Raw genomic sequence first — 22,680 nt, forward strand, 5'->3', positions numbered from 1 at the left:
CTTGACTTCATGGAGTCTGTTTATATTTGAATATTGTATTTATAGACCGGCACTTTATCGCGGCGACCATCCATACCGCGACATTGCGAAATATTTATTACAGCGCGCATCAATTTTAAAAATAGCCAGAATTTCAATCAGCGCGAAGGCCTCTGACTTATTTATCGGGTTGAACTCCACAACCCGCAATACCGCTAACCGCGCAGAAACCAACGGAGGCGATTCGCCTGAAGTCCGCTCAGGTCCGTGCCGGCCAGACTGCCGAAGGAATGCCGACTGCTCCGTCGAATAGCCACCTCGCTGTGCGCAACAGCGCCGCGCTCAGCACTTCAGGCTGGCCGGGGCTTCCGCCGAGAACGAGTTCCACCGTAAACTCGCCTGTCGGGTGCTCCACCGACACGCGTTTTCGCATGCCGTCAGCGTCCACATCGACCAGGCCCTCGCAGACCGTACCCGGCAGCACCGCGGCCGTGGCCACGCTCACCGCACCGAGTACACCGATCGACGCGTGGCAGCGATGCGGAATAAAGCTGCGCGTACTGATCGTGCCGCCCTGGCGAGGCGCCGCCACCAGACACATCTTCGGGACCGTGCGCGCGCCCACATCGCCGAGATTCATCATCGGTCCCACCGCAAGCCGGATCTTTTCGATGCGCGCTTTCAGTTCTTCATCCGCGTCGAGTTGCTCGCGCGTTTCGTAGCCGGTTCGCCCGAGATCGCGCGCTCGCATGAGCACGAGGGGCATGCCGTTGTCGATGCACGTCACGTCGATACCGTCGACCGTATCCTTGAGATGCCCCGTAGGCAGCAGCGTGCCGCAGGTGGAACCAGCCGTGTCCCGGAACTCGAGCGGAATCGGCGCTGCGAGGCCTGGCACGCCGTCAATGCGGGCATCGCCTTCGTAGGTGACCTGGCGTCCCGGCGTGCTGACCGTCGCCACCGCAATCTGCCCGGTGTTGACCATGTGAATCGCGACCCGTGTGCTGCCATCGCGCGCATCCACGAGACCGCGTTCGATCGCAAACGGGCCGACGCCCGCGAGAATGTTGCCGCAGTTCTGTCCGAGATCGACCCGCGCCTCGTTCACGACGACTTGTGCAAACAGATAGTCGACGTCGGCATCGTCGCGTGTGGAGGGCGAGATGATCGCCACCTTGCTCGTCAACGGATCGGCGCCGCCGATACCGTCGATCTGACGCGGATCAGGCGAACCCATCACGGCAAGCAGAACACGATCTCGCTCAGCGAGATCGGCCGGCAAATCCGACGCCATGAAATAGGCGCCTTTCGACGTGCCGCCGCGCATCATCATGCACGGAATACGCGTTTGTGCGCGACTGGGCATGACCTCGCCACTCCGTCAAAGATCTTCGGCCGAGACGACGTAGCGTAGGCCTTTTTGCGCGAGTTTCTCGCGCATCGCGTAGTAGTCGAGACCGAGCGCGCCGCCGGCCAGCGCAGCACGCGTCCTCTCTTCCTTCGCCATACGTGCTTGCGACGCCTGCGCGACACTCGCCACGGTATCGAGCGGTACGACGACCACGCCGTCATCATCCGCAACGATGACATCGCCGGGATTCACGATCTGCTGCGCGCATACCACCGGAATATTCACCGAACCGAGCGTTTCCTTGACCGTGCCTTGCGCGGACACGGCCTTCGACCAGACTGGGAATTTCATTTCCCTGAGCGAGGCGACATCGCGACATCCCGCGTCGATGATCAGTCCGCGCACGCCGCGCGCCGCGAGCGAGGTCGCCAGCAGGTCGCCGAAATAGCCGTCCTCGCAGGGCGAAGTCGGCGCCACAACGAGAACGTCACCCTCGCGGCATTGCTCGACGGCAACATGCAGCATCCAGTTGTCCGACGGCGGCACCAGCACCGTCACCGCCGACCCCGCGATAGCCGGCCCCGAGTAGATCGGCCGCATGTAGGACGCAAGCAGGCCGAGACGGCTCTGCGCCTCGTGAACGGCGGCGGCGCCCGCATGCTGCAGCACGGCCACGTCGCGCGGATCGGCGCGGCGGATAGTCGTCACCACGACGCCCCGCTTCATGCCAGATCTCCCGTCACGGCCGGCGTGATGCGCTGATAGCCTTCCGCGTATTGAATATCGCGCGTGGCCGTGATGCCGATATTGCGCTTGGCCTGCACGCCGCGTTGCAAGGCGACCCGCGTGTAGTAGTCCCACAGGTGCTCCTGGCCGGCCATGCACTCGATCGCGCGGCGTTTGGTGTCCCAGACCTCGGTGATATCGAGGAACGTATTGGGTATCCATTCGCATTGTTCCGTCTGATGCGGTTCGAACGCGTAGACGGGCGGCGCACCGACCACTTTCTGCCCGGGATTGTGACCTTCGGCCTGGGCGATGATCCGCGCTTCCTGCGCCACGTGCATAGCGAGCGGATGATCGAAGTTGTATGGGTCTTTCTGCGAATGACTCAACACGAACGCCGGCTGCAGTTCGCGGTATACATCGACAAGGCGCATCAGGGCCTCGTCCGACACGCGCAACGGGTAATCGCCGAGGTCGAAAAAATCGACTTCCGCACCGAGGATGTCCGCGGCCCGCTCGGCCTCCTCCCTGCGCGCCGCCTTGACCTTCCCGAGCGTCATTTCGCCCTTGCGCCAGAGTTTGGCCGACTCTCCGCGCTCGCCGAAAGAAAGACACACGACCTTCGTACGGTATCCGTTTTTTTTGTGGAGAGCGATTGCGCCACCTGCTCGCCACACGAAATCGGCGCTATGCGCGCTCACCACCAACATCGCCTTGTCTGCCATTTCCAACCCACCCGTGTTCACTATGTGATGGGCACTATTGTAGGATTCGAAGGTGGCCAGGAAGCACCTAAAGGAGCGTGCAATGCTATCTAATCTGTTTATCGGAATGTATCGGAACCGCGTTGGCCCGGCATTTTTCCGCCAGAACGGGGCAGGAAGATTTCTTGACCCACATCCACCCGGACGCGCACCGTTTTTATGAAAAACTCTGCTTCGTTGCCAGTCACGATGGTTGCAAGATCATTTTCTGGTGCTGCAGAGTTCGCTAGCCGTCTCATCGGAAAACCGCTCCGCACACGCCTGCCTCACCCTCTCGACCGTCACGGCCCAGCCTTCGCCCGCTGCCCGGCGGAACAGCCGCAGCGTGTGCGGATACCACGGCGAATCGTTGCGCTCGTGCATCCAGCGCCAGTCGATGTCTTTCTCCGGCAGCATCACCCAGCACGGTTTGCCCAGCGACGCGGCCAGATGCGCCGTGGACGTGTCCACGCAAATCACCAGATCGAGTTGCTCGATGATCGCGGCGCTGTCCGCGAAATCGTTCACCGCCGAGCCGAGTTCGAGCAGCGGTTGACCGGCCGGCGGGTTTTGCGCCTCATCCTCGCCCTGGCCTTTTTGCAGGCTGACGAAGCTCAGACCCGGCACGCTCCAGAGCGGCGCGAGCGTGGCCAGCGTTGAGATCGACCGGTTCGCATCGTTATGGTGTTTCGCATTGCCTTTCCACACCAGCCCGACCTTGCGGCCGGGCGGCAGGGTCTCGAGTATCGGCCGCCACTTTTCGACGAGCGACGGCTCAGCCGCAAGACGAACCGCGCGCGGAATCGTGTCCACCGTCGTACGCAAGTGCAGCGGCGCGCTCAACAGGCTCGTCCAGCAGTCGTATGTCGATGCAGCTACGCCGGCCAGTGCCGTATCGTGATCGAGCACGGCATCGACGCCGTCCACCGCAGCCATCAGCCGGTGCAAGGCAGGCGCACACGCAAAGGCGATATGCGCGGCTCCTTGCGCCTTGAGCAAGGCGAAATAGCGGCTGAATTGGACCATGTCGCCGAGTCCGTCTTCCTGCCAGACCAGCAAGGACTTGCCGGCGAGCGTGTCGCCTTGCCATTGCGTACAGCTCAACATGGCGCGCGTCTTGTGATGCACGAAACCCGGCTGTTCATAGCGGCACTCATATAACCGCCAACCCTCTTCAAAGCGGCCCACACCGAGCACCAGCACAGCCAGACCGAACCGGGCGTCGCCGTAATCGGGGCGTAGAGCGAGCGCCCGCAGGTAAGCGGCTTCGGCTTCGGGCAGCCGTTTGAGTTGCGCCAGCGCGGCCCCGACGTTGTAGTGAGCCTCGGCCAGATCGGGACGAAGCGCGAGCGCTTGTGCGAAGGCCTCGACTGCCTCCGGCAAACGGTCGAGCAGTCGAAGCACGCAGCCCAGGTTGTTGTGCGCGTGAACGATGTCGGGCCGACAGCGAATCGCCTCGCGATAAGCCATTTCGGCCTCGGGCAAACGCTCCAGGCTGGCTAGCGCGAGGCCGAGGTTGTAGTGCGCCTCGGCATAGTCCGGACGATGCGCGATTGCCTCCCGGTACGCCGCCTCAGCCTCAGGCAGACGCTTGAGATCCGCCAGCACCGCACCGAGGTTGAGGTGCGCCTCCGCGTAATCCGGGCGAATCGCCAGCGCAAGCCGGCAAGCCAGCTCGGCCTCGGGTAGACGGTACGTCGCCTTCAGCACACCGCCGAGGTTATTGAGCGCTTCGGGATACTGGGGCTTGATGGTCAGCGCCTGCCGGTACGCGGCGTCAGCCTCGGCAACGCGGCCGAGTTCCATCAGCACGTTGCCCAGGTTGCTGTGCGCCTCGGCGTGTTCCGGCAGTCCGATCAGCGCCTCGCGATAGGCCACTTCCGCCTCATGCAGGCGGCGCAGTTCGTGCAATACGATAGCCCGGTTGTAGTGCGCCTCCGCGTAGTCGGGGCGGATCGCGACCGCCTGACGATACGACGCCTCCGCCTCGTCCCTGTAGCCCATCCCGTAGAGCACGGTACCGAGATTGTTGTGCGCGTCGGCCTGGCCGGGACGCAGCGCGACCAGCTGCCGATAGACCGCCTTGGCTGCCGACAGGCGGCCGTGCGATTTGAGCAGCATGCCGAGACTGCTGTACACCTCGGCATAGTCGGGTTTTGCGCGCAGACACTGGCGCCAGTAGGTTTCCGCGTCGGACAGGCTGCCCATGCCGTACCAGCAGGCGCCCGCAAGATTCAACGCGTCGGCCCGCGCGTCTTGCGCCACCTCGTCGTGCGGTTCGAGGATCGGCTTCACCAACGACCAGGCATCGGCGAATTGCCCGTTTTTGCAGAGCAATGCCGCCTGCTGATTGATGTCGGCTATCGAGGAGGCGCGCGTCTGCGTGGCGGTCATGAGTCGTGGTAACTGGTGGCGGCCGCGGTCGGGCCGGGTCAATCGTGTTTTGTGCACCCTGTCCGGCGTTTCGCGTTTCTGCGCGTCCACGCAGGGGGGCGAAGCGCCGACAGGGAGAGCGGAACATTTACCACGCAGCTTAAGGGAAACGGTCAGGCTGTAACGCCCCGAAATGAGCGGGATTCGCCCTTCTAATCCAATGCTATAAACGGAATCACACGAGAAAAGACCGTGTGGCAGTGCTAGAATCGCCCGCGTCTTTACGTTCACCACCATGACTCCACGCTCCCATAACCGCATGACCGCATGGCTTGGCCTGATCGCCATGTGGCTTGTCGTGTTCGCGCCGGTCGTGAGTCAGATGCTGGTATCGAACCGCGCGAACGAGCCCTTCGCGGCGCTCTGTTCGGCGCTACAGCCGGCCAATCAGAGCCTGGTGAGCCAATCTACGCAGGCCAACCCGGCGCCTGTCCATCTCAGCCATGACGACGCCTTCGGCGCATGCGGCTACTGCCACCTGCTCCAGCATCACGTCGCCATGCCGAGCGTCGCGGCCGTCGAACCGCCGGCCGCGCTCGCGCTTGCCGGCACTGTGCCGCCCGCCCTCTCCACCCGCTTCACGCCGCTCGGCGCGTTCCCGTCCGGACGCCCAAGAGGCCCACCCGCCGTTTCCTGATCGCTGTTGTTCCTGATCGCGCATCTTGTCGCACCCGTTGAGGGGGCGTGCGATCGCCTGTTCAATGCATCAAGGAAACGTTCATGCTCAACTTCGCTCTGCGAAGGCTGCCCTTTTGCGCCCGCCGCGGCGCCCGGCGCATTCCATCCGGCCGGCGGCCGCTGTCGTATTTTCCGGCGTATTTTCCTGCGTTAGTTCCGGCCTTCGCACCGGCATTTATCGCCTCCCCGGCTCACGCGGATAGCACGCCAGCCGACGCCACGCTGCCTGCTGTTAGCGTCACCGCCAATGCCAATACCGTCGCCGCCCCGCGCGCCGTCGACCCTGACCTGCCGGCCTCGGTCGAGACTGTGACGCGCGAACAGTTCGACAACTGGAACGTCGTCAACACCGAAGACGTGTTGAAGTACATGCCGAACCTTGCCGTGCGCAAGCGCTTTATCGGCGATCTGAACTCGATCATCGCCGTACGCGGCACCAGCAATACGCAGAGCGCACGCGGCCTCGTCTACGCGGACGGTCTGCTGCTCAGCAATCTGCTGGGCAACAGTTATTCGTTCCCGCCGCGCTGGTCGATGGTGTTTCCCGACGAGATCCAGCAGGTCGACGTGATCTACGGGCCGTTTTCCGCGCTCTATCCGGGCAATTCGCTAGGCGCCACGGTACTCATCAGCACCCGCATGCCGAAGAAGTTCGAAGCCGACGCGGACGTCAAAGCCTTCACCCAGCACTTCAGCCTGTTCGGTGTGAATCAGAATTTCAACGGCAGCGAGGCGAGCGGGTCGATCGGCGATCAGATCGGGAAGTTCTCGTATCGGTTGGGCGTGAATCACCTTGAGAACACGAGCCAGCCGCTGCAATTCGCCACGCTGGCGAAGTCGAGTACGCCCGCGAAGGCCGGCGACACGCCGGTGACCGGCGCTTACTTCTACAACAACCAGACCAACACGCCGACCGCGGTGCTCGGCGTGAACGGTGAAGGAATCGAACACACGGTGCAGGACCAGTTCAAGCTGAAGATGCAGTACGACTTCACACCGACACTGCAGGCCGCCTTCACGCTCGGCTACTGGCACCAGACCTATAACAGCGCGACGTCGAGTTTTCTGCGCGATGCGAACGGCAACCCGGTATACAGCGGCAAGGTCGCGATCGGCGGCTACGAGTACACGATTCCGGCTGCCGCCCTCGCCCCGAGTCTCGGCCACAGCGAGAACTGGCTATACGGCCTCACGCTGACGACCCGCAACGCCACCGGCTGGAACGGCGAAGCGATCGCTTCGTACTACGACGTCGGCAACAGCGTGGCGTGCACCGCGAATTCGGGTGCACCGGGCAACGGCCCCGGCACGGTGATTTTTGGCGACGGTACCGGCTGGAAAACGCTCGATCTGCGCACCACCTACACACCCGTCACGCCGCAAGCAGGCTTGACGAGTCACGCGCTGAGCTTCGGCTATCACTACGACAACTACTTCCTCGACAACGAGAGCTACAACACGCTGAACTGGCGCGACGGCGCGGCGACGTCGTTTGCCAATGCATTCAAGGGCAAGACGCAGACCCAGGCGCTGTACGCACAGGATGCATGGCACTTTCTGCCGCGCTGGAAGCTGGTCTACGGCGTACGGTACGAAGACTGGCAAGCCTATGGCGGCTCGCAGGCGCTGCCCGGCAAAGCCTTTCCGTACAGCGACGCGAACCAGCATCATTTTTCGCCGAAAGCCTCGTTGTCGTTCGATGTCACCGACGATCTGAGCTTGCGCGCTTCCATTGGCCGCGCCTATCGGTTTCCGACGGTGGGCGAGATGTTCCAGGGGCAGATCAACGGCTCCTCGATCATCAACAACAATCCGAATCTGAAGCCCGAAGACGATTTCTCGAAGGAGTTGACCGCTGAATGGGCTCACTGGAATGGCGTGTTCCGTTTCTCGCTGTTTCAGGACGACGTGAAGAACACGATCTTCAGTCAGACCGATACGACGGTGATTCCGAACGTGACGAATTTCCAGAACATCGGCAAGGTGCGCTCGCGTGGCGTCGAAACCAGCTACTCAGGACAGGATGTATTCGTGCGCGGTCTCGATCTGCTGGCGAGCGTGGCGTACACGCAGTCGAAGATCATCGCGAATGCGCAGAACCCGGCGACCGTCGGCAAGTACTTCTATCGGATTCCGCTGTGGCGCGCGAATCTCGCCGCGACGTATCACATCGACGAACGTGCGGCGCTCACGCTCGCCGCGCGCTACTCCGGCCGCGAATACAACACGCTCACCAATACCGACACGAATCCCGATGTATTCGGCGGCACCAGTTCGTACACGGTGGCGGACGCGAAGTTCACGTTCAAGCCGACCAAATTGAGTGAAGTCGGCATCGGCGTCGACAACCTGTTTGACGCGCGCTATTTCGTCTATCACCCGTATCCGGGCCGCACGTTCTACGTCGAAGCGAAGTTGCGTATGTGAACACGCGATTGGCATGCGCGGTTTGCGCTCGCCCGGTACTCGACGTGCTCGTCTTGTACTCGACGCGCTCGCGAGTTGCAAACCAGCGCATGCATCGCTGCGCAAACCGATCGACCCATTTTTTGCTTCAGGAGGATTGAATGTCCACCACCACCGCTCAACGCGCGACCTCGGCAACTGGCGCCGCGAACGCCGGCTACCGGACGCTCTGGCGCTGGCACTTTTACGCGGGTCTCTTTGTGATGCCGTTTCTGGTGGTGCTTGCGATCACCGGCACGCTATATTGCTTCCAGCCACAAATCGAGCCGCTGCTTTACCCGCACCGCCTGATCGTCGAACCGCAATCCACACCCAGGCTGACTGAAGACGCATTGCTTGCCAAAGCCCGCGCGGCGATGCCGGCCGATGCGCGCGCGGTGACGGCGCCTATCGCGAGCGCGTCGGACCGCAGCACGGAGTTCATCTTTCGCCTAGCCGATGGCGAAAAACAGAGCGTCTATCTGAACCCATACAGCGGCGAAGTATTGGGCACGCTGAGCGTCGAGCGTCGCTTCATGCAGGTGGACCGCATGCTTCACCGTAAGCTGCTGCTCGGCAAACCAGGCGAGTTGCTGATGGAGTTGGCCGCGTGCTGGACGCTGGTGATGATCGGCACCGGCATCGCACTCTGGTGGCCGCGCGAGAAGACTACTGCGCGCGCGGCGCTGGTGCCGCGTTTCTCGCTGCAAGGACGCGCGCTTTGGAAGAATCTTCATGCCGTGATGGGTATCTGGCTCGCGCTCGGTGCGCTCATCTTCGTGCTGAGCGGTCTGCCGTGGACAGGCTCGTGGGGTAAGCAGTTCAAGGCGCTCGCGAGCGCCGCCAATCTTGGCGCGCCGCCGGGTTCGTGGGGCGGCTTGCCGTTGCGCTCCGCGATGCCGGGGATGAGCGCCGGTGAGCATGCGGGTGTTGCCGATACACGCGCTGAAACGCACACGGCTCACGGAGCGAACGGAGCCCACGCATCAAGCAATGAACACGGCGCGCACGAAGCGAACATGGACTCGATGCCGGGCATGGTGATGGACGATCTGCCGTTGCCGCTCACGCCATGGGCCGTCGGCAACACGCCGGTGCCGCAATCCGCCGATGCACACGCGGCGCAAGCGCTGCCGCTCGGACGCATCGTTGCTCTCGTCGCATCGCTCGGCGTCCCGGGCGGTTACGACATCGTGCTGCCTGCATCCGCTACAGGCGTCTACACCGTCTCGTACTTTCCCGCCGATCCGAAAGACGAGCGCACGCTGTACATCGACCAATACAGCGGCACGGTGCTGAAAGACATCCGTTACGGCGACTACGGCGCGGTGTCGAAGGCCGTCTCGTACGGCACATCGTTGCATATGGGCCGCTATTTCGGCGTCGCCAATCAGATTCTCTGTGCCGCGATTTCGCTTGGGCTCGCGGGGATGGCCGTGACCGGCTGCGTGATGTGGTGGAAACGTCGCCCGCGACGCTCACTCGGCGCACCGTCGCGCGAGCGCGCCGCGCCACCGATGCGTAGCTGGAAAACCAGCCTCGTTCTGCTCGGCATCGTCTTCCCATTGATGGGCGCCACGCTGCTCGCGGTGTGGCTCGCCGATCGCACGATTTTTGGCCGCGCCATGCGGCAATCTGCTTAACGCTTCATTTCCGCCGTTAGAACCAAAGAGCACATCATGAAGACATCACGCAAACTTTTACTCGCCGCCTTGCTGTGCGGTTCATCCATTCAGGCCTTCGCGGGTGCCGCTGCAACCGCAAGCGTATCCGACTGCTGGATCCGCGCGCTGCCCGGTGACCTGCCATCGGGTGGCTATTTCAAGGCCAGTAATACGGGTGATCAACCGGTCAATCTCGTCGGCATCAGCACTGAAGCTTTCGGCATGGCCATGCTGCATCAGACGCAAAGTCAGGGCAGCACGTCTTCCATGGCGATGGTCCATCAGGTAGCGGTGCCCGCGCACGGCTTGCTCGTCTTTGCACCGGGCAACTATCACGTGATGCTGGAGCATCCGAAACAGCCGCTCAAGATCGGCACGACGATCCCGCTGACGTTCTCGTTCAGCGACGGCGAGAAAATCACCGCCGCCTGTGCCGTAAAAAGCGCGAGTACGATGAGCCAGTAACATGCCGGATAATCAATGCGGCAAGCTTAAAATCGCCTTACACATGACCCCGGCGCGGCGAATCAGGCGCACCGCATCGGCCCCGAGGCAGCCCATGCCGAAGCGACACTTGCAATGGTGCGGCGTGCGATCCACCGCCGCTTACTCAGGAGAAGCAAATTGAACTCGAAACTTAGCCGGCCGGCATTGATCGCCGCTGCCCTCGCAGGACTCGCGGCCACCGGGATCGGCGCAGCGCATGCGGACGAGAAGGTTCAGTGCTTTGGCATCGCCAAGGCCGGTCAGAACGACTGCGCGAGCAAGACCGGTGTGCACAGCTGCGCCGGTGAGGCCAAGGTCGACAACGACAAAGGCGACTTCAAGACCGTGCCGAAAGGAACCTGCAAGAAGATGGGCGGCAAGATCGACGCACAGCATTCCTGATGCCAATGCGGCGATCCTGTGCCAGTCGATGCCTATGATGCATCCCCTCGTCCCTTCTGCCTGCGCGCCGCCCGGCATCGGTATCGGGTTGCGCCATGCCCATTACCGCGACTTCCTCAGTGCTACGCCGGCGGTCGACTGGGTCGAGGTACACAGTGAAAACTATTTCGGCGACGGCGGCTTCGACCTGCACGTGCTCGACACCGTGCGACGCGACCTGCCCGTCAGTTTGCACGGAGTCGGTCTCGGCCTTGGCTCGGCGACGCCACTCGACTCAGCACACGTTGCGAAGCTCAAACGTCTGATCGAGCGGATCGAGCCGGCAGTTGTCTCCGAACATCTTTGCTGGGGCGCGACATCGGCCGGCCATCTGAACGATCTTTTGCCGATGCCCTTGACTGAGGCGGCGCTCGCGCTGCTCGCTTCGCGTGTCAGCGAATTTCAGGACGCGCTCGGGTGGCCGGTTTTGCTGGAAAACGTCTCCACCTACGTTCGATTCCGCGACGACCAGTACAGCGAGACGGCATTCCTTGCCGAACTCGCGTCACGCACGGGTTGCGGCGTATTGCTCGACGTAAACAACCTGTATGTGAACCAATGCAATCATGGAGAGGACGCCGTCGCGGCCATGAACGCGCTGGCGATCGGCACGATTGGCGAGATTCATCTTGCGGGTCATCGCGTAACGGACATCGCCGTCGTCGACGATCACGGCTCGCCTGTCACCAACGAAGTCTGGGCGCTCTATGAATACGCACTGCAGCGATTCGGCACGATACCGGCGCTGATCGAGTGGGATACCGATATACCGGCGTTAAGCGTCATGCTCGATGAAACCAGCCGCGCCCGTGATATTCAGAAAACCGTTCACACCAGGCGATCGGCCCTCGCTCATTCGACTCAACACGACGCCGGCGATGCGCACGTCGCTTGAGTCACTGCAGCGCATGTTCGCCGAATCGCTGGAGGGCGAACAGCGACCTGTGCTTTCGCAACTGCAATGCACGGCGCGCGGAGTCGATCACGCGCAAGGCCGCGCCGACGGCCCTGCATTCGTCGCTGAACAAACACCCTGCTGCAACGGCAACGGCAACGGCAACGGTGCCGAACTCAAAGACAATCTGCGCCAGCGCGTCGACCTCTATCGGAGCAGCATTCGCGCTAATCGGCGGACTGCACTCGCGAGCGCCTATCCCGTCTTGTTGGCGCTAGTCGGCGAAGCCTACTTCGATGCGCTGTCAGTGGCCTACACGCAAGCACATCCGTCACAGAGCGGCGACCTCAATCGCTTCGGCGCAGCGCTACCGGCTTTCGTCGAAACCTACGAACAGGCCCCCCGTTTCCGTTATTTCGCCAACCTCGCGCGTCTCGAATGGTCGCTGCATCTGGCCTACTTTGCCGCGGACGCCAACGTGCTTACACAAGCGGAGTGGGCCGCCATCCGTCCCGAAGACCTGCTCGAAACGAAACTGGCCGTACATCCCGCCTGCGCGCTCATCTCTTCACCCTATGCGATCGCCGAGATCTGGACTGCGCATCAGCCGGGTGGCTCCTTTCCGGCAGATCCTGAGTCACCGACCTATGCACTGGTTGTGCGACCGCAATGGCGGCCGCAGATACTCGTTCAAAGCGCCGCCGCACATGCGGCCTTCGATGCGTTGCAACGCGGAGCGACGCTCAATGAAGCGCTCGACTCGGCATTTGCAATCGATGCCGAATTCAATTTCACGTCGCAATGGCGCGCGTGGATCGCGGCCTCGGCGATTACTGGCCTCCAGCCCGGTACGCAGACCGCCCAGCCAGCGCCTTAACGACCTGCCGAACCGTCCATTCAGAAGAATTTCGATTGCACCGTTGCCCACTCTGCTCGTTTACGTTAAATTATGCTCGATTATGATCGTTTGGCAATCGAGCAAGGTGAAGTCATGCAACGAACGCGACAGGACGCAATGGACGGGCTTCTGCCCGAGGAACGGGAGCGGCTGATTCTGGAACGGCTGCACGCGCAGGGCCGCGTATTGGCATCCGAACTCGCTGCCGAACTCCAAACATCCGAACATACGGTCCGCCGTCACTTGCGCGAACTGGCCGATCAGGGCCATTGCAAGCGCGTGTACGGCGGCGCCCTGCTGATCTCGCCAGCCGGCGTAGACGCCTCGGTCCGCATGCACGAAGCCGTGGATCGGAAGGCCTGTCTCGCAGTCGTCGCTGCGTCCATCGTCCGGCCCAAGCAGATCATTTTGCTGGACACTGGGTCGACCAACGTCGCGATCGCCGCGGCGCTCCCGGACAACGCGGATCTAACCGTCGTGACGAACTCGCCTGAGGCTTGCGCCCGCCTCCTGAACCGGCCGGGCTTCGACCTCATTCTCATCGGCGGGCGCATCGCTCAGCATGCAGCCGGCGCGACCGGCGCCACCGCCTTGCTGCAGATCCAGCAGATCAAAGCTGACCTCTGCTTTCTGGGTGCGTGCGCATTCGATCCAGACGAAGGAGTCGCCGCGTTCGACACCGAAGAAGCCGAACTCAAACGGGTGATGGTGCAGGCAAGCAGCCAGGTCGCCATCGCCATGACGTCGGAGAAGCTGATGACCGCTGCGCCGTTTTCCGTTGCGCCGGCGCGCGCCGTGGACTACCTGTTCGTCGAAGCGGATGTGACGGCCGAGCGGCGCGCCCAACTCGCAGCGGTGTGCGACAACGTGATGGCGGCGCGCTCATGAAAGTACTCGCTAATCCCGTCAGCACACCGCTCATGAAACCGCTCAAGGAGCGGGTGGCCACCCTCGGCGTGTTTCTCGCCAACGGATTCGGGATCGGCGCCTGGGCAGTCGAAGTGCCACGCATCAAGGAAAGCCTGTCGCTCAGCGACACTTCGTTGGGGATCGCGTTATTCGCCTTTGCGCTGGGGGCCATCATCGCGATGCCGCTGGCCGGACAGTTGGCGCCGCGCTTCGGCAGCGGCCGGGCCACCGCACTGCTCGGCGCGGCGTTTGTCGTGGCGCTGCCGCTCCCCACCTTCGCGCCGAACCTGGCGACGCTGTGCATCGTGCTCCTCGCGCTCGGTGCGGCGAACGGCGCGCTCGACGTCTCGATGAACGGCCACGCCAGCACGATCGAAACGCAATGGAAGTCGCCCATCATGTCCTCGTTTCACGCGGCGTGGAGTGCGGGCGGCCTGCTCGGTGCGGCGACAGGCGCCATGCTTCAGAAAAACGGCGTCGGCGTGATCGGCGGTCTCGTGCTGCCGGACGTGTTCATCGCCGTCCTCATGCTCGCCGCCGCTGTGCTGGCGTTGCGCGATCTCGGTCCGCGCGCGGCCGTGTCCTCCAGCGGCTTCGCGTTGCCCAACGCCAAAGTGATGAAACTTGCCCTGCTCGCGTTCCTGTGCATGATGGTGGAAGGCGCGGTGGCCGACTGGAGCGCAGTGTATTTGCGCGCTACCTTGAGCGAAGCGGCCAGCGTCGCGGCAGTCGGCTATTCTGCGTTTGCGTTCTCGATGGCGGCTTGCCGCATCGTCGGCGATGTGTCCGTGCGACGCTTCGGTTCGAGCAAGGTGGTCGGCTTCGGCGGCCTGCTGGCGGCGGCCGGACTCGCACTGGTGCTGAGCCTGCCGACCGTGCTCACGGCTTGTGTGGGCTTTGCCATGGTCGGCGTCGGCCTCGCGAATATCGTCCCGGTGATTTTCAGCGCGGCGGGCCGCTCGACTGTTACACCGGCTGTCGGTGTTTCGATGGCGGCCACTGCAGGTTATGCCGGCTTCCTGGCCGGTCCGCCGTTGATCGGACTCGGTGCGGGTTTGCTCGGCCTGCGCGTGGCGCTAGGCGTGCTCGTCGTGGCCACCATGATCGTCTGTTTGACGGGCGGCAAAGCGGTGCGTGGCGCGAGCGTTGCCTGGAACACGCCCGGCTTGTGAGCGCAGCGGCCAACTCAGCGCACCCAGCAGCGAACGCGGTTGCGCGCCGTCGTGCAGACCGGTGGCCGGCCATTCGTGCTTCGAGGGCACCCAGAGCGTGCCGAACAGGTGGTCCCACAGCGGCAGCAGTTGCGTGAAGTTGTGGTCGAAATGCTCGGTGCGGTTCGAGTGATGCAGGCGGTGGTATTGCGGATTGTTGACCCACGTCGTGAAGCTGCCCAGGTCGATGCGCAGGTTCATGTGCGCGAAATAATTGGCGAACATGAAAATGACCGCCGTGACGCCAACGATCCACGGCTCGACCTTGAACAGCACGCCGACCACCGGATAGAGCAGGCAGCCCTTGAGGAGCACCTCGAACCAGTGATGCCTGAACGTCACCGTGACATTGAGCTCGGCAGCACTGTGGTGCAGTGAGTGCAGCTTCCACAGCACGGGCCATGCATGCTGCAAGCGGTGAAATGCATATTCCAGAACATCAAACGTCAACAGCACGACCACCATGGAAGCCAGCGCGCCCCACCCCCGCGAAGCCAGCGCGACCCAGCCGCCACCGAGCGCATTGATGATCGCGACGCTTGCCACCGCCATCAGCGGCCGCATGGCTTCCGCGAGCGCCATATACAGTGCTGAGTAGACGACGTTAAAGCGCATCCCCGCGCGCGACTGCAGCAACTCGGCCGGCCAGCGCCGCTCCAGCGCCGCGCCCAGGCCCATCATCACCAGGGCGAACGCGAAACCGACCAGCCAGTGCCGCGCGTGGTTCAGCAGTTCAGGAAACGGGCCCGACGCAAACATGGAATTCCCCGGTAAATGCGGTTCGCCCGATCGCTTAACCACCCGACATGGCGGTCATGGTCGGGAGCAACGGCCGCGCGACCTGGATCGCTGACGTGCCGACCAGCACGGCCAGAAGCGTCGGGAAAATGAAAAGCATCAGCGGAAAGAGCCGCTTTAACGCGATCTTCGCAGCCTGCTCTTCGGCGTGCAAGCGCCGTTTGCCACTCAATATTCCACGAGGATGGTGACGCGCCGATTCGCTGCGCGCGCTGCGGCATCGTCGCCGATGATCAGGGGGAAGTTGTCCGCCCTGCCGATGGCGGCCATTCTGTGAGGTTCGATGCCCTTGTCGGCGAAGAATCGAACTACGGCACCGGCTCGTGCCGACGACAGCTCCCAGTTGGATTCATATTTCGCTGTCGATATCGGCACACTGTCCGTGTGCCCCTCGACGAGGATGTTGTTCTTCGAACGGTCGCGCAGCACCCGCGCGATCTGATCCAGGACGCCGAACGACTCCGGCAACAAGCGCGCGTCGCCCGAGTTGAAGAGAATCTTCGCGTTGATGGCGATTTCCACGCCTTGGGAGGCATTCGAAATCGTGATCTGCCGATTGTCCTGAAGCGGCGCCAGCAACGAAAGAAGCTGCCGTCTCGCGGCTTCCGGCGCGCCGGGCACGGCGACCACCGGAGCGTGGGCGCTGCCGGCGGTCGTCGCCGTTTTCACCTCGCGGCGCTCGAGCATCCTGACTTCGAGTTCCCGGTTCTTCGCCAACTGCAGCGCGTAAAGCGCGAGGAACAGCACCATCAGCGTGGTGATGAGGTCCGCGTAGGAGATCAACCAGCGCCCGGATTGCGCCTCGCCATCGCCGTCGTCATCGTCGCGGTGGTAGCCCGTCTTGTCCGCCGCAAGGCGCTTGTTACCCGAGGAGATAGTCATGCTCGAAACGTCTGCTTCCGAATTGCGTTTGAATGAGCGCCTCGCGCGCTATCGCCAACCGAGCGAGGCCGGCTATCTCTGGTTATGCCAGGCTATCCCAGGTTATCCCAGCAACTCAGCCGATCGTTCCCGGACGTCGCCCACGAGCCGGGTTTCGATCGTATGGGGCGACTCCTTGCGCGAAATCGCGAGCAAGCCATCGAGGTACAAACGTCTGAACCGCAATTCGCTATCCACCTGTGCCCTGATCTTTCCGTACAGTGGCAGAAAAACCAGATTCGCCAACGCGAGACCGTACAGCGTCGCCACAAAGGCGACGGCAATACCTTGCCCGAGTTGCGCCGGCTCGAGCATATGGCCCGTGACCTGAATCAGGCCGAGCACCGCCCCCAGAATGCCGAACGTCGGCGCATACCCACCGGCCTGCTGCCATATCCGCGCGGCCGCCATGTGGTTGCGCTCATAGGCATCCAGTTCCCGTTGCAAGGCGTCTTCGAGCACCGCCGTCGACACCCCGTTAGCCAGAAGCTCCAGGCCTCGTTTGGCAAACGGGTTAATCCCGGCCGCCTCGATCGACTCGAACACGAGCATGCCGTTCAGCTTCGCCTGATCGCCCCACTCGAGCAGGACCGACAAGCTTTGCCGGTCGACCTGCCGCGCTTTCACGAACGCGAGCCGCAGTTGCTTCATGCCGTCATAAAACCTCGCCCACGTGTTCTGGATCATCACCGCGCCGAAGGTGCCGCCCAATACGATGACGAACGCCTCCAACTGAAACAGCGAGGTGAAGTGACCACCCTCGAGCGAAAATCCGGCCACGATAGCCGTCACGCCGAACAGGGCGCCAAATAGCGTCAAAAGATCCATACATCCTCTCGAACGGCTGCTCCAATGATCGGACCGGACCTGAAAGCGTCCGTGGTCCGACCATCAGGCGTCAGGCATCCACGTTGGAAAGCGGCGCGGCAGCCGGCGATTTGATCGCGCGCACGGTCTCGATGAAGCGTTCCTCGATTTCCGCGATCTCGAGCGGATCGATCTTGATCTCACGACGCATGACCCACGACACCTCCTTCTTGCGCGCCTCGGTCATCACCGAGAACAGGCGATCGGTAATCGGCTCGCCGGTCACGGCGGAAAGCAGTTTCGCGAGGTCATAGGTGTCGAAAGCGCTGATGGCTTCGAACAAGGTTCGCTGGTCGACGAACTCCAGATCGGCCAGCGACTTCAGCTCGCTTGCACCACGGGGAGCACGCCGGGAAAAATACGTGATGCCCTTTTCCTCGACGTAATTCAACACCTTGGTCTTGCGGAACGCGAAGATGTCTTCGGCGATTTCCGCATGCGAGAGCTTGTTGAGAATCAGATTCTTCTCGACGCCGATCAGGGCTTCCAGGTCGGCCAGTTCGATCAGTTCCAGTTCGCTGTTGATCGACACGTCGAGATCGTGGTCCGCCACCTGCTGGGCCCGTTCCGTGATCCGCACGGGATCGAAGGTCACGAGCTGCCGGCCGGCTGCGCCGTCCTGCGCCGAATAGCGCGCCGACAGCGTGCTCAGGCGATCGGAGCGGCCCGGTTCGAGCGTGACGAGGTTGAGTTTTTCCATGCGCTTGAGCATCGCCATCACATGCGGACGGGAATGACCGGCAATCGCATGACACTTCTTGATGACTTCGGGCAGGGGCACCGAGCACTCCTCCCCTTGAGCGCGGCGCGCGCGTCCATCCACCCGGTCTGCGCTCTCAATACCCGCCATCAGTGACAGAACATGCGCGTAGGAGAGAACACCTGGCAGAAAATCAGCGTGCGTATTGGTGGCGAGGACATCGTCCTTCTTCTTCACGCGTCGAATCATCGTGCGCACGATATGGCGCAGCAGCGGCGATACGCGTTCGAGTTCCTCTTCGACTACGCTTGCCGCGATCACAGTCAATTGACAGAAGCTTATTGCTTTCGCAGTGTGCGCTCGTGGTTCGGCCGGCAACAACGAGGCCTCGCCAAAGAACTCGCCCTTGCCGAGCGTGGCGAGAATGACCTTCTTTTCGTCGCATTGGGTGGAGATTTCGACTTTGCCGTCTGCGATTACGTAGATGACGGCGTCGCCTGCGAAGCCTTCGGAATAGATGACTTCGCCCGGAGCCGCTGCGCGCGACCATGGCGATCGTTGTTGATTCAAAATTCAATCCCCCGTAGAGCTATTGCCTCGCGCATCCCGCGTCTTCATGAGGCACGGGTATGTGCGATGGTCCTGACTTATTTGACTGGATAACGACATGCAAAACGCAAATCTTTAACCCTCTCAATCGTCAGACGTAATCGTGCAAATAGCGCAAACGTTTGGCAGGCCGTGAGACTACGTAAGGGATGGGTCTTGCTGGCTGGGTTTCGGCGGCGGCGCGATGCATACGGCCCGGCATGCGGGGTAAGGTCTGATCGTGCCGTATTCGGCTCATTGCTGTGCGCCCGTGCGCAGACGCTCCAGCAATTCACGGCCCTGACGGGTCAGTTGCGGTGTCGAACCTTGCCGGTCACGCTGGCGAATTTCCACTAACTCGTAACGGCGTAACGCCAGTACGTCGGGATCAAAAGCTTCCAGCCGCTTGTCCGTGTCGCCAAGCAGCATGAGTGCCGCAAGTTCGTGGTGGCTGAGCATCCGGTACCTCCATTGATCGATACATGGGCGATGGAGGTATCCTGGACAAACGACGCTACAGTTTGACTACGGTTGTGTTTCCGTGGATTACCTGCAGTGTTGTAAGCGCGGGAGGCAAACCGCTGCCGCGCCTTGCGGCAAAGGCGGTATGCGAAGGGAGCGGGTAAAGAGGCGCAACACTTTCCGCACGCCTCGTAATTGGGGTCTGCGCGTGGTTCACGGACCGGCGGGTCAGGTCTGTCGCCGGTCATGTCCTCGTCAAGGCAACGTAATCGGCACAGGGCGCGTAAGCAAATCGACGTAGAGGCTGAAGAAACGATTGTTGTCGAACTGCGTGACGTACGTGATCTTGTTCGGTGACGCGCCCGCTGCGGGCTGATCGGGGTAGACCGTCACATGTCCCTGATCCTCGCCGCTCGTCGTGTCGATATCAAGGTAGGCGCTCTTCGTTTGCGTGGCGTAGGTCTGGTCCATGAAATAAGCGATCGTCAGCGTGTCGAACAGATGGGTGTTGTCGCCAAACGAACCCGCGTTGACGATCCCATACGCTTTGGTCACCGCGGTCTGCTTGTTCGGGTTGTTGACGATCTGATCGAAAATGCTCTGCGTGAGCGGCACCGTATCCGTGACGTCGAGCGGAATGACGGCCTGAGGGATCGTCGTTTGAAGAACCGTGCGCACGGCAAGCGGATCAAACCACCAGTTGAGTTCCCCCACCGCGTTCGCATTTCCCGGCACCGCCATCGCGCCGCCCATGTAGACGATCTGCTTGATCAGCGGCACGATCTCCGGTGCCTTCTTGATGGCCGTGGCGAGATTGGTGGGCGGACCGACCTCGAGAATGGTGACCTGATTCGGATAGCGCTTGATGGTCTGGATCATGAAGTCCGCGGCGCTTTGCGTCTGCAGTTTCGTCGACACCGCGAAGCCGTCCGGCGGCGCCACAAGCTGGGACTGCTGGGTCGGTTCCGTCCGCATCCACGCGCCGAAATAGCCTTGCGGATTGGCGGCCTGCTGCGCACGAATGCTCGCCACATCGTATTGCAATGGATAGTCGGCGCCGCCGTAGACGCCCACCACATTCTGCACACCCATGCGCTCCACCGCCTTCAGCGCATCCGCTTCTTCCTGGAGCAACCAGTCGTTGCCAGTCACAACGGTCAGCCCGAGCAGGTTGACCTTGCCCTGCCCCATCAACTGCGTGGTCATGGCGAACAACTGGCCGTCGTCGCCCATCGTGTTGAAGTCCGAATCGATGATGACCTTCGGTGCGTTGGCGAGCGGATCGGTGGTCGTCACGCTGCCTCCGCATGCGGCGAGCAGCAGCGTCATCATCAGGATGCCTACATATTGTGATTTCATGTTTCGTCCATTTCTTCCAGTAGAGATCGTGATCAAACCAGGGGAACACCATCCGGAGATGGTGCCGGTCATTCAACGTAAAGCCACCCAGAGTTGCAGGTCGGACTGCCTCATGTCACAACAGGCATCCGTGTCAGGCTGCGCTTTCGACTTCCGCGCGAGTCGGGATAGACGGCTGCGCGCCGGCGCGCGTGACCGAAATCGAAGCCGCGCGTTGCGCGAGGCTGATTGCGCCTTCCAGCGGCTGCCGGGCAGCGAGTTGCGCGGCAAAGACGCCGATAAAGGTGTCGCCGGCCGCGGTCGTATCGACAGCCCTCACTTGCGGCGCGGGAAAATGCATGCCTTCGCCGCCTTCCGGCAACAGGTAAGCACCTTGTGCGCCGAGCGTGACGATCACGTTGCGGGCGCCGCCGCGTTGCAACTCCAGCGCCGCCCTTCTCGCGCCGCTTTGCGATTCGACCGGCAAGCCGGCGAGTATCGCGGCCTCGACCTCGTTCGGCACGAGGTAGTCGACGAGCGGCAGCCATTCCGTGGGCAGCGGGCCAGTTGCCGGCGCCGGATTCAGTACGGTGATCTTGCCGAGGCGCCGGGCGAGCGCGAGTGTTGCGTGGACAGAATCCCAGGGCGTTTCCAGTTGGCAGACCACGACGTCGCTGGCCTTGATCGCCGCTTCGTGGCGCGCGACGCCTTCAGGCGTGAGCTCACCGTTACTGCCCGCAACCACCACGATCGTGTTCTGGCCGTCGTCCGACACCGTCACCATGGCGACGCCGGTGGGCTGCACGGCGTCGACCTCGACACCCGCGCAATCGATTCCTTCAGCTTCCAGATCCTTGACCCGCTGTGCGCCGTTCGCATCCTTTCCCACGCGCCCAACCATCGCCACGCGCGCGCCGATGCGGGCGGCCGCCACCGCCTGGTTGCCGCCCTTGCCGCCGGCAACCTGCGAGAACTCCTGTCCGCTGATCGTCTCGCCGGGCCGCGGCAAATGCGGTGCACGGGCGACGAGGTCGGTATTGATGCTGCCCACCACGAGCACGCGGCCCGGCTTCACTTCTTTCGACACGTTCACTCTCCTGCTGACCATCCACGAAGGGTCGCTGACGGTCACAAATGGTCAATATTTATGCAGCGCGACGTCGGCTTCTATACGTATCCAGCACGACGGCCACGACAATCACGGCCCCCGTGATGATGCGTTTGGTCGGCTCAGTCGCCCCGATCTGGGCAAGACCCGCGGCCAGCACCGAGATGATCAACACTCCAAAGAAGGTGCTGATCACCGAGCCACGTCCGCCCATCAGGCTCGTTCCGCCGATCACGACGGCCGCGATCACCTGCAGTTCGATGCCCGCGCCGGCATTCGGGTCGGCAGCCTCGAGCCGCGAAATCTGGAACAGGGACGCGAGGCCGGCCAGCAAGCCCATCATCGCGAATACAGCAATCTTGTACGGCCGTGGGTTGACGCCAGCGAGGCGCACCGCTTCCTCGTTCGTGCCGATGCCGACCAGATAACGCCCGAAGACCGTGCGGGTCAGCACCAACTGCGCGACGACCATCACGACGATGGCAATCAGGAACGCGGGAGAAATACCGAAGGCAATCGGGTTGGACAGGAAGTCGAACGCATCGCCGATATAGGCCGTGCGGGAGTTGGTTAACTGGTACGCAAGACCGCGGGCCGCTTCGAGCACGCCGAGCGACACGATGAACGACGGGATCCGCCAGGCCACGGTAATCGCGCCGGTCACGCAGCCCGTCAAGGCCGCCCCCGCCATGCCGAGCAAGGCGGCAGGCAGCGCCGGCCAGTGCCACTGCAAGGCCGCCACGCTCGTGAGCGCCGCGCCGAGTGCCAGCACGGAGCCGACCGACAGGTCGATCCCGGCGATGATGAGCACAAAGGTCATGCCGACCGACATCACGACCAGATCGGGAATCTGGTTCGCGATCGTGCTGAACGTGTCGTAGCTCAGGAAGTGCGAGCTCAGCAGCGAGAACAGGACGATCATCCCGAGCAACGCGCCGAGCAGGCCAAGGTAGTTCGAGAATCCAAGGCGCGTGCCGATCGGCTTCGCGTCCTTGGGCGGTTCGTTCTGCACGGTAGGCAGGCTGGTTGGTGCAGTCAT

At 62.5% G+C, this 22,680-nt stretch carries 22 protein-coding genes; 9 read left to right on the forward strand and 13 right to left on the reverse strand.

Annotated elements, in window-relative coordinates:
• Positions 1 to 238 precede the first annotated feature (238 nt).
• The 4 genes from M0D67_RS22270 to M0D67_RS22285 form a co-directional block, all read right to left on the reverse strand.
• Positions 239 to 1,345 (reverse strand): 4-oxalomesaconate tautomerase, encoded by a 1,107-nt coding sequence (locus tag M0D67_RS22270; RefSeq protein WP_266239665.1) that lies wholly within the window; start codon positions 1,343 to 1,345, stop codon positions 239 to 241.
• 15 nt (positions 1,346 to 1,360) lie between these two features.
• Positions 1,361 to 2,056, reverse strand: coding sequence for a 4-carboxy-4-hydroxy-2-oxoadipate aldolase/oxaloacetate decarboxylase (locus tag M0D67_RS22275; RefSeq protein WP_266239666.1), 696 nt, complete (start codon positions 2,054 to 2,056; stop codon positions 1,361 to 1,363).
• Positions 2,053 to 2,781, reverse strand: a complete 729-nt coding sequence (locus tag M0D67_RS22280) for a PIG-L deacetylase family protein (RefSeq protein WP_266239667.1) — start codon at positions 2,779 to 2,781, stop codon at positions 2,053 to 2,055. Before M0D67_RS22280 ends, M0D67_RS22275 begins: the two co-directional genes overlap by 4 nt.
• Positions 2,782 to 3,021: 240 nt before the next feature.
• The gene (locus tag M0D67_RS22285; protein ID WP_266239668.1) at positions 3,022 to 5,193 is read right to left on the reverse strand and encodes a tetratricopeptide repeat protein; all 2,172 of its coding nucleotides are present in this window, start codon (positions 5,191 to 5,193) and stop codon (positions 3,022 to 3,024) included.
• 274 nt (positions 5,194 to 5,467) lie between these two features.
• On the opposite strand from M0D67_RS22285, the gene M0D67_RS22290 reads away from it, so the two are divergent.
• From M0D67_RS22290 to M0D67_RS22330, 9 genes are all read left to right on the forward strand, one after another.
• Positions 5,468 to 5,869, forward strand: coding sequence for a DUF2946 domain-containing protein (locus M0D67_RS22290; protein ID WP_266239669.1), 402 nt, complete (start codon positions 5,468 to 5,470; stop codon positions 5,867 to 5,869).
• Positions 5,870 to 5,952: 83 nt separating this feature from the next.
• Positions 5,953 to 8,337, forward strand: a complete 2,385-nt coding sequence (locus tag M0D67_RS22295) for a TonB-dependent receptor (protein ID WP_266239670.1) — start codon at positions 5,953 to 5,955, stop codon at positions 8,335 to 8,337.
• A 140-nt stretch (positions 8,338 to 8,477) separates the two neighbouring features.
• Positions 8,478 to 9,998, forward strand: coding sequence for a PepSY domain-containing protein (locus tag M0D67_RS22300; RefSeq protein WP_266239671.1), 1,521 nt, complete (start codon positions 8,478 to 8,480; stop codon positions 9,996 to 9,998).
• A 36-nt stretch (positions 9,999 to 10,034) separates the two neighbouring features.
• Positions 10,035 to 10,484: a copper chaperone PCu(A)C gene (locus tag M0D67_RS22305; RefSeq protein WP_266239672.1), complete on the forward strand. Its 450-nt coding sequence runs from the start codon at positions 10,035 to 10,037 to the stop codon at positions 10,482 to 10,484.
• A gap of 159 nt (positions 10,485 to 10,643) precedes the next feature.
• Positions 10,644 to 10,907, forward strand: a complete 264-nt coding sequence (locus M0D67_RS22310) for a DUF2282 domain-containing protein (protein WP_266239673.1) — start codon at positions 10,644 to 10,646, stop codon at positions 10,905 to 10,907.
• Positions 10,908 to 10,941: 34 nt separating this feature from the next.
• Positions 10,942 to 11,841 (forward strand): DUF692 domain-containing protein, encoded by a 900-nt coding sequence (locus M0D67_RS22315; protein WP_266239674.1) that lies wholly within the window; start codon positions 10,942 to 10,944, stop codon positions 11,839 to 11,841.
• Positions 11,825 to 12,718 (forward strand): DNA-binding domain-containing protein, encoded by an 894-nt coding sequence (locus tag M0D67_RS22320; protein WP_266239675.1) that lies wholly within the window; start codon positions 11,825 to 11,827, stop codon positions 12,716 to 12,718. Before M0D67_RS22315 ends, M0D67_RS22320 begins: the two co-directional genes overlap by 17 nt.
• A 114-nt stretch (positions 12,719 to 12,832) precedes the next feature.
• A complete protein-coding gene (locus tag M0D67_RS22325) occupies positions 12,833 to 13,627 on the forward strand; it encodes a DeoR/GlpR family DNA-binding transcription regulator (protein ID WP_266239676.1) in 795 nt (264 codons plus the stop codon).
• On the forward strand, positions 13,624 to 14,820 hold the full coding sequence (locus M0D67_RS22330) for an MFS transporter (protein ID WP_266239677.1): 1,197 nt from the start codon (positions 13,624 to 13,626) through the stop codon (positions 14,818 to 14,820). Before M0D67_RS22325 ends, M0D67_RS22330 begins: the two co-directional genes overlap by 4 nt.
• Here the strand turns inward: M0D67_RS22330 and M0D67_RS22335 are convergent.
• The 9 genes from M0D67_RS22335 to M0D67_RS22375 all read right to left on the reverse strand — a co-directional run bounded on the left by M0D67_RS22335 (position 14,725) and on the right by M0D67_RS22375 (position 22,680).
• A complete protein-coding gene (locus M0D67_RS22335) occupies positions 14,725 to 15,618 on the reverse strand; it encodes a sterol desaturase family protein (RefSeq protein ID WP_266239678.1) in 894 nt (297 codons plus the stop codon). The two genes, M0D67_RS22330 and M0D67_RS22335, sit on opposite strands and share 96 nt — an antisense overlap.
• A gap of 34 nt (positions 15,619 to 15,652) precedes the next feature.
• Positions 15,653 to 15,829, reverse strand: a complete 177-nt coding sequence (locus M0D67_RS22340) for a hypothetical protein (RefSeq protein ID WP_266239679.1) — start codon at positions 15,827 to 15,829, stop codon at positions 15,653 to 15,655.
• The gene (locus M0D67_RS22345) at positions 15,826 to 16,539 is read right to left on the reverse strand and encodes an OmpA family protein (protein WP_266239680.1); all 714 of its coding nucleotides are present in this window, start codon (positions 16,537 to 16,539) and stop codon (positions 15,826 to 15,828) included. Before M0D67_RS22345 ends, M0D67_RS22340 begins: the two co-directional genes overlap by 4 nt.
• A gap of 102 nt (positions 16,540 to 16,641) precedes the next feature.
• On the reverse strand, positions 16,642 to 17,406 hold the full coding sequence (locus M0D67_RS22350) for a flagellar motor protein (protein WP_266239681.1): 765 nt from the start codon (positions 17,404 to 17,406) through the stop codon (positions 16,642 to 16,644).
• A 70-nt stretch (positions 17,407 to 17,476) separates the two neighbouring features.
• Positions 17,477 to 18,715, reverse strand: a complete 1,239-nt coding sequence (locus M0D67_RS22355) for a Crp/Fnr family transcriptional regulator (RefSeq protein ID WP_266239682.1) — start codon at positions 18,713 to 18,715, stop codon at positions 17,477 to 17,479.
• A gap of 273 nt (positions 18,716 to 18,988) precedes the next feature.
• Positions 18,989 to 19,192, reverse strand: coding sequence for a hypothetical protein (locus M0D67_RS22360; protein ID WP_266239683.1), 204 nt, complete (start codon positions 19,190 to 19,192; stop codon positions 18,989 to 18,991).
• Positions 19,193 to 19,450: 258 nt separating this feature from the next.
• Positions 19,451 to 20,554 (reverse strand): nucleoside hydrolase, encoded by a 1,104-nt coding sequence (locus tag M0D67_RS22365; RefSeq protein WP_266239684.1) that lies wholly within the window; start codon positions 20,552 to 20,554, stop codon positions 19,451 to 19,453.
• Positions 20,555 to 20,687: 133 nt separating this feature from the next.
• Complete coding sequence (gene rbsK / locus M0D67_RS22370) at positions 20,688 to 21,641, reverse strand: ribokinase (RefSeq protein WP_266239746.1); 954 nt, start codon at positions 21,639 to 21,641, stop codon at positions 20,688 to 20,690.
• A gap of 37 nt (positions 21,642 to 21,678) precedes the next feature.
• Complete coding sequence (locus M0D67_RS22375; protein WP_097396088.1) at positions 21,679 to 22,680, reverse strand: ABC transporter permease; 1,002 nt, start codon at positions 22,678 to 22,680, stop codon at positions 21,679 to 21,681.

The sequence above is a fragment of the Paraburkholderia sp. SECH4 genome (assembly GCF_030511745.1).
Classification (GTDB): Bacteria; Pseudomonadota; Gammaproteobacteria; order Burkholderiales; family Burkholderiaceae; genus Paraburkholderia; species Paraburkholderia madseniana.

Excerpts from the sequence above, each read along its gene's own strand:
- M0D67_RS22305 (WP_266239672.1), top strand. The coding sequence starts at position 10,035 with ATGAAGACATCACGCAAACTTTTACTCGCCGCCTTGCTGTGCGGTTCA.
- M0D67_RS22365 (WP_266239684.1), bottom strand. The coding sequence starts at position 20,554 with ATGAAATCACAATATGTAGGCATCCTGATGATGACGCTGCTGCTCGCC.
- rbsK (WP_266239746.1), bottom strand. The coding sequence starts at position 21,641 with ATGGTCAGCAGGAGAGTGAACGTGTCGAAAGAAGTGAAGCCGGGCCGC.
- M0D67_RS22290 (WP_266239669.1), top strand. The coding sequence starts at position 5,468 with ATGACTCCACGCTCCCATAACCGCATGACCGCATGGCTTGGCCTGATC.
- M0D67_RS22335 (WP_266239678.1), bottom strand. The coding sequence starts at position 15,618 with ATGTTTGCGTCGGGCCCGTTTCCTGAACTGCTGAACCACGCGCGGCAC.
- M0D67_RS22275 (WP_266239666.1), bottom strand. The coding sequence starts at position 2,056 with ATGAAGCGGGGCGTCGTGGTGACGACTATCCGCCGCGCCGATCCGCGC.
- M0D67_RS22270 (WP_266239665.1), bottom strand. The coding sequence starts at position 1,345 with ATGCCCAGTCGCGCACAAACGCGTATTCCGTGCATGATGATGCGCGGC.
- M0D67_RS22330 (WP_266239677.1), top strand. The coding sequence starts at position 13,624 with ATGAAAGTACTCGCTAATCCCGTCAGCACACCGCTCATGAAACCGCTC.
- M0D67_RS22285 (WP_266239668.1), bottom strand. The coding sequence starts at position 5,193 with ATGACCGCCACGCAGACGCGCGCCTCCTCGATAGCCGACATCAATCAG.
- M0D67_RS22320 (WP_266239675.1), top strand. The coding sequence starts at position 11,825 with ATGCGCACGTCGCTTGAGTCACTGCAGCGCATGTTCGCCGAATCGCTG.
- M0D67_RS22350 (WP_266239681.1), bottom strand. The coding sequence starts at position 17,406 with ATGGATCTTTTGACGCTATTTGGCGCCCTGTTCGGCGTGACGGCTATC.
- M0D67_RS22345 (WP_266239680.1), bottom strand. The coding sequence starts at position 16,539 with ATGACTATCTCCTCGGGTAACAAGCGCCTTGCGGCGGACAAGACGGGC.
- M0D67_RS22280 (WP_266239667.1), bottom strand. The coding sequence starts at position 2,781 with ATGGCAGACAAGGCGATGTTGGTGGTGAGCGCGCATAGCGCCGATTTC.
- M0D67_RS22295 (WP_266239670.1), top strand. The coding sequence starts at position 5,953 with ATGCTCAACTTCGCTCTGCGAAGGCTGCCCTTTTGCGCCCGCCGCGGC.
- M0D67_RS22300 (WP_266239671.1), top strand. The coding sequence starts at position 8,478 with ATGTCCACCACCACCGCTCAACGCGCGACCTCGGCAACTGGCGCCGCG.
- M0D67_RS22375 (WP_097396088.1), bottom strand. The coding sequence starts at position 22,680 with ATGACTGCACCAACCAGCCTGCCTACCGTGCAGAACGAACCGCCCAAG.
- M0D67_RS22360 (WP_266239683.1), bottom strand. The coding sequence starts at position 19,192 with ATGCTCAGCCACCACGAACTTGCGGCACTCATGCTGCTTGGCGACACG.
- M0D67_RS22325 (WP_266239676.1), top strand. The coding sequence starts at position 12,833 with ATGCAACGAACGCGACAGGACGCAATGGACGGGCTTCTGCCCGAGGAA.
- M0D67_RS22315 (WP_266239674.1), top strand. The coding sequence starts at position 10,942 with ATGATGCATCCCCTCGTCCCTTCTGCCTGCGCGCCGCCCGGCATCGGT.